At 65.2% G+C, this 8,379-nt stretch carries 8 protein-coding genes and 2 tRNA genes; 9 read left to right on the forward strand and 1 reads right to left on the reverse strand.

The annotated features are described in order from the left end of the window. Positions 1–113: 113 nt before the first annotated feature. The 9 genes from FVQ98_RS19325 to FVQ98_RS19365 all read left to right on the forward strand — a co-directional run bounded on the left by FVQ98_RS19325 (position 114) and on the right by FVQ98_RS19365 (position 7,660). Positions 114–1,637 carry a 3-hydroxyacyl-CoA dehydrogenase gene (locus FVQ98_RS19325; RefSeq protein ID WP_147915090.1) on the forward strand — a complete coding sequence of 508 codons (1,524 nt, stop codon included), beginning with the start codon at positions 114–116 and terminating at the stop codon, positions 1,635–1,637. A gap of 223 nt (positions 1,638–1,860) precedes the next feature. Beyond that, positions 1,861–2,154, forward strand: a complete 294-nt coding sequence (locus tag FVQ98_RS19330) for a hypothetical protein (protein ID WP_147915091.1) — start codon at positions 1,861–1,863, stop codon at positions 2,152–2,154. Positions 2,155–2,263: 109 nt separating this feature from the next. Beyond that, a complete protein-coding gene (locus tag FVQ98_RS19335) occupies positions 2,264–3,043 on the forward strand; it encodes an oxepin-CoA hydrolase, alternative type (protein WP_147915092.1) in 780 nt (259 codons plus the stop codon). Positions 3,044–3,190: 147 nt separating this feature from the next. Continuing rightward, positions 3,191–3,910 (forward strand): Crp/Fnr family transcriptional regulator, encoded by a 720-nt coding sequence (locus FVQ98_RS19340; protein WP_147915093.1) that lies wholly within the window; start codon positions 3,191–3,193, stop codon positions 3,908–3,910. A gap of 16 nt (positions 3,911–3,926) precedes the next feature. Continuing rightward, a complete protein-coding gene (locus tag FVQ98_RS19345) occupies positions 3,927–5,012 on the forward strand; it encodes a phosphotransferase (protein WP_147915094.1) in 1,086 nt (361 codons plus the stop codon). A 65-nt stretch (positions 5,013–5,077) separates the two neighbouring features. Then, positions 5,078–6,337, forward strand: a complete 1,260-nt coding sequence (locus FVQ98_RS19350) for an acyl-CoA dehydrogenase family protein (RefSeq protein WP_147915095.1) — start codon at positions 5,078–5,080, stop codon at positions 6,335–6,337. A gap of 248 nt (positions 6,338–6,585) precedes the next feature. Further along, positions 6,586–7,281: a glutathione S-transferase N-terminal domain-containing protein gene (locus FVQ98_RS19355; protein WP_147915096.1), complete on the forward strand. Its 696-nt coding sequence runs from the start codon at positions 6,586–6,588 to the stop codon at positions 7,279–7,281. Positions 7,282–7,420: 139 nt separating this feature from the next. Next, a tRNA-Pro gene (locus FVQ98_RS19360) sits at positions 7,421–7,497 on the forward strand. A gap of 86 nt (positions 7,498–7,583) precedes the next feature. Then, positions 7,584–7,660: transfer RNA gene (locus FVQ98_RS19365), tRNA-Arg, on the forward strand. Between the two features lie 135 nt (positions 7,661–7,795). Here FVQ98_RS19365 and FVQ98_RS19370 read toward each other — a convergent pair. After that, on the reverse strand, positions 7,796–8,023 hold the full coding sequence (locus tag FVQ98_RS19370; protein ID WP_147915097.1) for a hypothetical protein: 228 nt from the start codon (positions 8,021–8,023) through the stop codon (positions 7,796–7,798). Between the last annotated feature and the right edge of the window lie 356 nt (positions 8,024–8,379).

Here is an 8,379-nt window from a genome sequence, read left to right on the forward strand (position 1 = left end):
AGCCACCGAACACCTGCCTCCCATCACGCGACTCGCATTCGACGGGAACAACGTGTTGAGAAACTACACCTAGCACAAGCGTTTCATTTCACCACGTGCACGATAATGCCTGTATGCACACACCCGAATTCAAGACCGTCGGCATCGTCGGCACCGGCGCCATGGGCCGCGGCATTGCGCAGATTGCGGCGCAGGCCGGCAGCACCGTCATCCTGTTCGACACCCAAGCCACGGCCATCGAAAAGGCGCGCGAAGCGCTGGGCGCGCAATGGAACAAGCTGGTCGAGAAAGGCCGCCTGACCGACGAGCAGGCCACAGCGCAGAAAGAGCGCCTGAAGTCCGCCGCCGCGCTGGCCGATCTGGCGCCGTGCGACCTGGTGGTGGAAGCGGTGGTGGAACGTCTGGACGTCAAGCAAAAGCTGTTTGGCGAGCTGGAAGACATCGTCGCCCCGACGGCCGTGCTGGCCACCAACACCTCGTCGCTGTCGGTGACGGCCATCGCCGCGGGCCTGAAGCGCCCGCAGCAGTTTGCCGGCTACCACTTTTTCAACCCGGTGCCGTTGATGAAGGTGGTCGAAGTGATCGCTGGTCTGAAGACCGACGCCGCCGTGTGCCAGCAACTGGCCGACTACGCCCGCCAGATGGGCCACACGCCGGTGCAGGCGGGCGACACGCCCGGCTTCATCGTCAACCACGCGGGCCGCGGCTACGGCACCGAAGCGCTGCGCATTGTGGGTGAGGGCGTGACCGACTTCGCCACCATCGACCGCATCCTGAAGGACCAGGTCGGCTTCAAGCTCGGCCCGTTCGAGCTGATGGACCTGACCGCCTTGGATGTGTCACACCCGGTCATGGAATCCATCTACCGCCAGTATTACGAGGAGCCGCGCTTTCGCCCCAGCGTGATCACCGCGCAGCGCCTGGCGGGCGGCGTGCTCGGCAAGAAGGTGGGCGACGGCTTCTACAAGTACGTGGACGGCGCCGCGCAGATCGCCGCCGAGCCGCCCGTGCCGCAGGTGGCCGAGCTGCCGCCGGTGTGGGTGTCGACCCGCGCCGCGCGCCGCGCCGAGCTGTACCAGCTGCTGAAAGACCTGGGCGCCAAGATCGAGACCGGCCAATCGCCCTCGCCGCAGGCGCTGACCATCGTCGCGCCGCTGGGCTTTGACATGACCACCGTCGCCGTGGTCGAACGGCTGGACCCTGCGCGCACCGTCGGCATCGACATGCTGATCGACGACGCGGCGACCAAGCGCCGCGTGCTGGCCACCAACCCGGCCACCCGCACCGACATGCGCGATGCGGCGCACGCGCTGTTCGCCAAGGACGGCAAGCCCGTCAGCGTGATCCGCGATTCGGGCGGCTTTGTCACCCAGCGCGTGGTGGCCACCATCATCAACATCGCGGCCGACATGTGCCAGCAGCGCGTGTGCACGCCCAAGGACCTGGAAACGGCCGTGACCCTGGGCCTGGGCTACCCGCTCGGCCCGCTGGCCATGGGCGACAAGTACGGTCCTGCCAATATCCTGGAAGTGCTGTTCAACCTACAGACCGTGTACGGCGACCCGCGTTACCGCCCCAGCCCATGGCTGCGCCGGCGCGGGGCGATTGGGCTCAGCCTCCTCCATGAGGAGGAATGAACACCCCCCTGAGTCGCCTGCGGCGCCTTCCCTCCTCTCCTGCGGGAGGGGGGACAACGCCAATGCCCGGCGCAGGTCCGGGCATGGCGTTTGCTGGCGGTGGGCTCAGCGGTTCTTGGGGTAGGCTGCGACCGGTGATATTCTTATCAAACCCGCCGCCAGCCCTACTGAATATTGCGCAGGCAGCTAGATAATTGGTAGCAAACCAAGGCAAGGAGACAGAATGAATACGACGCCCAAAGACGGTGACTTTGCCAAGACGCTGGACGACCTGGGGGGGGCGAAGCCGGGTGACAAGGCCACGCCGACCGGCACGGCGCAGCCGCTGATCGCCGATGAAGGCGCGTTGCTGCAGGCGCAGATCGATCAGGCGCTGCTGCCGCAGACCGGGCACACGGCCGAAGAGCTGCGGCAGATTGCCGAGCTGGAAGAGCTGCCGCCCCTCAGCGACGAAGAACTGGCTCGGCAGGCCGAGGCCGCCCCCGGTGCCGATGGCGACCCGGACACACCGGAATAAGGCGGTCGCCGACCGCTCCACGGGCGCTGGCCGCTGCGCGTGCTCGCATCTCACGTCAGCCCGCCGCTCGCGCCCTTCCCCCCGCTTCTTCCTTTGACGAGAGCCTTGCATGACCGCTGAACTGCGCAGTGTGGTCGATGGCCGCACCATGGTGCTGACCATCCACAACCCCGAACACCGCAACGCCCTGGGCCCCGAGATGTACGCCGCGGGCGTGGAGGCACTGAACGTCGCCGAATCCAACCCGGAGGTGCGCTGCGTCGTCATCCGCGGCGAAGGCACGGTCTTCTGCGCAGGCGGCAACCTGCAGCGGCTGCAGGCCAACCGGCAAAAGCCGCCCGAAGTGCAGGCCCAGAGCATCGAGAACCTGCACACCTGGATCGAGGCGATCCGCAGCTTCCCCAAGCCGGTGATCGCCGCGGTCGAAGGCCCAGCCGCCGGGGCAGGCTTTTCGCTGGCGTTGGCGTGCGATTTGATCGTCGCCGCGCGCAACGCCGTGTTCGTGATGGCCTACAGCGGCGTCGCCCTCTCGCCCGACGGCGGCGGCAGCTGGAGCCTGTCGCGCGCCCTGCCGCGCCAGCTGGTGACCGAGCTGCTGATGGCCGGCGAGCGCATTGGCGCGCAGCGCCTGCATGAGCTGGGCGTGGTCAACCGCCTGTGCGACGCGGGCGCGGCGCTGGACACCGCCCTCGGCTGGTCCGAACAACTCGCCGACCGCGCGTCCAACGTCCTTGCCAGCATCAAGGAACTGGTGGGCGAAGCCGGGCAGCATGGCCTGCCCGAACACCTGGCGATGGAGCGCGATCACTTCGTGCGCAACCTGCACCACGCCAACGGCGGCATCGGCATCGCAGCGTTCCTCGCCAAGGACAAGCCACGCTATCAATAAGAGAGCTAGCTGCGCCGCCTTAGCAAGGGCCACAGGCCCATTTCCCTTGAAACGCTGGCGCACTGACCGTGCGCCGTGCCGTACCTTGGGGCGCGGCGGTCGCGAGCGCGACAATCAGCCCTTTCGAAGTCACCCAAACGACAGGCCATGGACGACCCCATTCTTACCATGGAGGAACGTGAAGCGATCAACAGTGGTCGCTGGTTCTCCTCCCTTTCGCCCTCGCTTCGGCACGACATTCTTCGATGCGCCTTCGTCAAACGCTACCAGGACGGCGACCTGATCGTCGCCCGCGGCGAACCGGCCGAGCAGTGGATCGCCTGCGCGAAAGGGGCGGTGCGCGTGTCGTCCACCACGCTGGCGGGCAAGCAGATCACGCTGACCTACGTGGAGCCCGGCATCTGGTTTGGCGACGTGTCAATCTTCGACGGCGACCGGCGCACGCACGACACGTATGCGCACGGGCCGACCACCATCCTGATCGTCGCCCGCGCCGATTTCCAGAAAATTCTTGCGCAGCATTCCGAGCTGTACGAAGCCCTGCTCAAGCTGCAGGCGCGTCGCATCCGGCTGCTGTTCGGGCAGGTGGAAGACCTCAACACGCTGCCGCTGCGCGCGCGCCTGGCCAAGCAGATCGGGCATCTGGTGCGCAGCTACGGCGTGGCCAGCCTGTCGTCCAACGACGAATGGCGCATCACGCTGCAGTTGGCGCAGGAAGAGCTGGCGCAGTTGCTGGGCGCCTCGCGCCAGCGCGTCAACCAGGAACTCAAGACCATGGAGCGCGAGGGCGTGATCCGGGTCGAACCCGCGGGCCTCGTGGTCTGCGATCGCCACGCGCTGCTGCGCATTGGCGAATCCGACGTTTAGCTCCGACAGTTTCCACATGACCGACGCCCACCAGTTCGAGGGCACGCGCCCTGTTTCCGAAGCCCACGCTTTCGACACCGCCGCGCTGTCGGCATGGCTTGAGAAAAACCTGCCCGGTTTTGCCGGCCCGCTCTCGGTGGAGATGTTCAAGGGCGGGCAGTCCAACCCCACCTACAAACTGATCACGCCGAGCACGAGCTATGTGATGCGCGCCAAGCCTGGCCCGGTGGCCAAGCTGCTGCCTTCCGCCCACGCGATCGAGCGCGAATTCACCGTGATGAACGCGCTGCACGGCACCGACGTGCCGGTGGCGCGCATGTTCGTGCTGTGCGAGGACGAGTCTGTCATCGGCCGCGCCTTCTACGTGATGGAGTTCGTCGCCGGCCGCGTGCTGTGGGACCAGTCTCTGCCCGGCATGACCAACGATCAACGCGCCGCCATCTACGACGAGATGAACCGCGTCATTGCCGCGCTGCACACGGTCGACTACAAGGCACGCGGGTTGGAAAGCTACGGCAAGCCCGGCAACTATTTCGAGCGCCAAATCGGCCGCTGGAGCAAGCAGTACCAGGCGTCCGTCACGCAGCCGATCCCTGAGATGGATCGCCTGATCGAATGGCTGCCCGCACACATGCCGGCCAGCTCGCGCGACGAAGGGCTGACCAGCATCGTGCACGGCGACTTCCGGCTCGACAACCTGATGTTCCACCCGAGCGAGCCGCGCGCGCTGGCCGTGCTGGATTGGGAGCTGTCCACCCTGGGCCATCCGCTGGCCGACTTCAGCTACCACTGCATGTCCTGGCACATCCCGCCGGGCACCTTCCGCGGCATTGGCGGCCTGGACATCGCGAGCCTGGGCATCCCGAGCGAGGCCGACTACATCCGCCGCTACTGCGAGCGCACCGGCTTCACCACGCCCGAGGCGCTGGCGCCGGACTGGAATTTCTACCTCGCCTACAACATGTTCCGCATCGCCGCCATCCTGCAGGGCATTGCCAAGCGGGTCGAAGACGGCACGGCCAGCAGCGCCCAGGCCCGTGCCAGCGGCGCGGGCGCGCGGCCCATGGCGGAACTGGCCTGGCGCTTTGCTCAAAAAGCATAGCTGCCTGCGCAGGTAACTGTAGGGCTACAGGCCCTTTTTGTTTCAAGCAACCCGAGGACACGACGATGGAATTCGACTACAGCCCCAAGGTCAAGGACATGCAGGCGCGCCTGTTGGCCTTCATGGACGAGCACATCTACCCCAACGAGAACGTGTTCCATGAAGAGGTCGCCGCCAACCGCGCCAAGGGCAACGCCTGGGTGCCGACCAAGATCGTCGAAGAACTCAAGCCCAAGGCCCGCGCCGCCGGTCTGTGGAACCTGTTCCTGCCCAAGTCGCCGCGCGCGCCCGAAGGCCTGTCCAACCTCGAATACGCCCCGCTGTGCGAAATCATGGGCCGCGTGCCCTGGGCGCCGGAGGTGTTCAACTGCTCGGCGCCGGACACCGGCAACATGGAAACGATCGAGCGCTACGGATCGGAAGCCAACAAGGACGAATGGCTGGAGCCGCTGCTCAAGGGCGAGATCCGCTCGGCCTTCCTGATGACCGAGCCGGCCGTGGCCTCGTCCGACGCGACCAACATCGAATGCTCGATGCGCCGCGAGGGCGACGAATACGTGATCAACGGGCGCAAGTGGTGGTCTTCCGGCGCGGGCGACCCCCGCTGCAAGGTCTACATCGTGATGGGCAAGACCGACCCCGAGGCGCCGCGCCATTCGCAGCAGTCGATGATCCTGGTGCCAGCCAACGCGAAGGGCATCACAGTCATCCGGCCGCTCACGGTGTTCGGCTATGACGACGCGCCGCACGGCCACATGGAGGTCGAGCTGAAAGACGTGCGCGTGCCCGTCGGCAACCTGCTGAAGGGCGAGGGCCAGGGCTTCGCCATCGCCCAGGGCCGCCTGGGCCCTGGCCGCATTCACCACTGCATGCGCAGCATCGGCGCAGCCGAGTACGCGCTGGAGCTGATGTGCAAGCGCCTGAACCAGCGCGTGGCGTTCGGCAAGCCGATCTCGCAGCAAGGCGTGTGGCGCGAACGCATCGCCGAGTCGCGCTGCATGATCGAGCAGGCGCGCCTGCTCACGCTGAAAGCCGCCTACATGATGGACACGGTGGGCAACAAGGTGGCGCAGGCCGAGATCGCCATGATCAAGATCGTGGCGCCCAACATGTCCACCCGCATCCTTGATTGGGCGATGCAGGCACACGGCGGCGCGGGCATCAGCGGCGATTTCCCGCTGGCCTACAGCTACGCCAACCAGCGCACACTGCGCTTTGCCGACGGCCCGGACGAGGTGCACCGCAACGCGCTGGCCAAGCTGGAGCTGGCCAAGCACATGGTCAATGCCAAGGAAGTGGAGATGCCCGTCACGCGCGGCAGCTGAGCTTGCCAGCCTGCGCGCAGACATCGTCGCCAGGGCAGGACTTAAATTCAGATCAATTTGGCCTGCAGCGCTACAACCACCTGCGCAAGGAGCTACATTATTCATAGCATTTCAGGCGCAACCTCCCGACGGAGGTTGCGCTTTTTTGCATGTGCCGCACGCACTGGGCAACAGCTGCGCACAATGAGCGCTTCGACTCGCCGTCTGCGAGCGGCTGCCCTCATCCGACAACCCACTGGAGCCTGCCCATGATCGACGTCTATTCCTGGCCCACGCCGAACGGCCACAAGGTCCACATCATGCTGGAAGAGTGCGGCCTGCCTTACCAGGTGCACGCCGTCAACATCGGCAAGGGCGACCAGTTCCAACCTGACTTCCTGAAGATCAGCCCCAACAACAAGATCCCCGCCATCGTCGACAGCGATGGGCCGGACGGCCAGCCGATCTCGCTGTTTGAATCCGGCGCCATCCTGATGTACCTGGCTGAAAAGACCGGGCGCTTCATGCCGGCCGACGTGCGCGGACGCTTTGGCGTGATGCAGTGGCTGATGTTCCAGATGGGTGGCGTCGGCCCCATGCTCGGGCAGGCGCACCACTTCCGCATCTACGCGCCGGAGAAGATCGACTACGGCATCGACCGCTACACCAACGAGGCCAAGCGCCTGTACGGCGTGATGAACGCCCGCATCGAACACACCGGCGCTTACATTGCCGGCAGCGACTTCACGATTGCCGACATTGCCATCTACCCCTGGCTGCGGTCCTGGCAGAACCAAGGTATCGATTGGGCCGACTTCCCGCAACTGAAGGCCTGGTTTGATCGCGTCGGTGCGCGTCCTGCTGTGCAACGCGGCGAAAACGTCCTGGCCGACCAACGCACCACTACCCGCACCGAAGCAGAGAAGGAAGTGCTGTTTGGAAAAACCCAGTACCAACGGCGTTGAACGCCCGCGGCGCGCGCGCCGGTGTCGCATCGCCGCCTGCCCAATCGGCACGCCTGTGCGCACGGTGGCGAGAAAGTTGTCGCCAGAACCGCTGCCGGTCAAAAACAACCGCCCGCATCAGGTAGAATTCGCGGTTCGTCGGAGCGTAGCGCAGTCTGGTAGCGCATCTGCTTTGGGAGCAGAGGGTCGCGAGTTCGAATCCCGCCGCTCCGACCATCCCATCGATACAGGCCCGCGCGCTACCCCAGTGGCCGCGGGCCTTGTTTCTTGGCGCAAAGCCAAGACCACGTCATCCATTCCACCTGTCCGTAGCTCAACTGGATAGAGCAGCTGCCTTCTAAGCAGCAGGTCGGGGGTTCGAGTCCCTCCGGACAGGCCATTGATCCGCAGGCTTGCCACGAGTCGGGAGAACCATCCCGACAGCCACGAATGACGGCCAGTCGTCAAAGCCCGAAGCCAGCCTCCGCTCCAGAGGCCACCAAAGAGTCCGAGCGCGGGACGAAATAGATGCTCGTCACGCCGGATGTCCGCAAGACGGATCCGCGTCGTGCTCGCGTGATGCCAGATTCTGCTCAATGGCGTCGATCTCAATTTCCATCAGCTCGCGCGGCTGGATGAGCTCGGCAGCGCGATCCGCCAGCGCTTTCAGTTGCTCGTAGGACACCTGCCTACGCCCGCCATTCTCAGGGTCGGCTGCAGCCACCAGAGCGACCAAGTCGCGGCAAAGCTCAATCATTGTCATCTCCTGCCCGTAGGCGTTTCAGGATAGCGAGATAACTGGGCACCTCATAGGTCAAAAGATGTGTAGACGCAGCGCCTGGCCGAAGCTCATCTGTGACGGGTCGGCTCCGCTGCGGGATCGTTCAGCACTTGCACTCTCAACCATGAGATCGCAGCCGCCACGTGCATATGCACACCGCTCAACCTAGGTACGACTGGCCTTACAAGGCTGACGCGCCTGCGACTACCCCATCCCGATTGTTCGTTTGTTAGCCTGAGATCGAGGCTCTGGACTTTGCTCTTGCTGAAGTCCCCTCGGATTCCTGAGCCAATCAGAAGTAGAGGTTGGGGAACCGTTTGACACGGTACTCGACCGGC

Origin of the sequence: Ottowia flava (assembly GCF_008017535.1) — a bacterium.
GTDB classification, from domain to species: domain Bacteria; phylum Pseudomonadota; class Gammaproteobacteria; order Burkholderiales; family Burkholderiaceae_C; genus Ottowia; species Ottowia flava.